1 protein-coding gene is annotated in these 213 nt (G+C 41.8%); it reads right to left on the bottom strand.

What is annotated here, in order from left to right; genetic code table 11:
• Positions 1-213, bottom strand: a 213-nt coding sequence (locus tag ACY2RS_RS16100; RefSeq protein ID WP_490099649.1) for a SprB repeat-containing protein, incomplete at both ends; no start/stop codon positions are given.

The raw sequence follows: 213 nt of genomic DNA on the forward strand, positions 1-213 counted from the left end.
GGTCCACATGTACGTGTAAGGAGCCGTTCCTCCTGTTACCGTAACATCTATTGACCCTGTACTATCGCCAAAACATAGAATATCTACTTGGGTAGCACTAATCCCTAATCCTTCTGTTGGCTCTGTAATGGTAAAACTCTCTACAAGTCTACATCCATTGGCATCAGTAATCGTTACATCATAGGTTCCTGCTACTAATCCTGAAATATCTTG

The organism is Patiriisocius sp. 208BN25-11 (assembly GCF_058147145.1).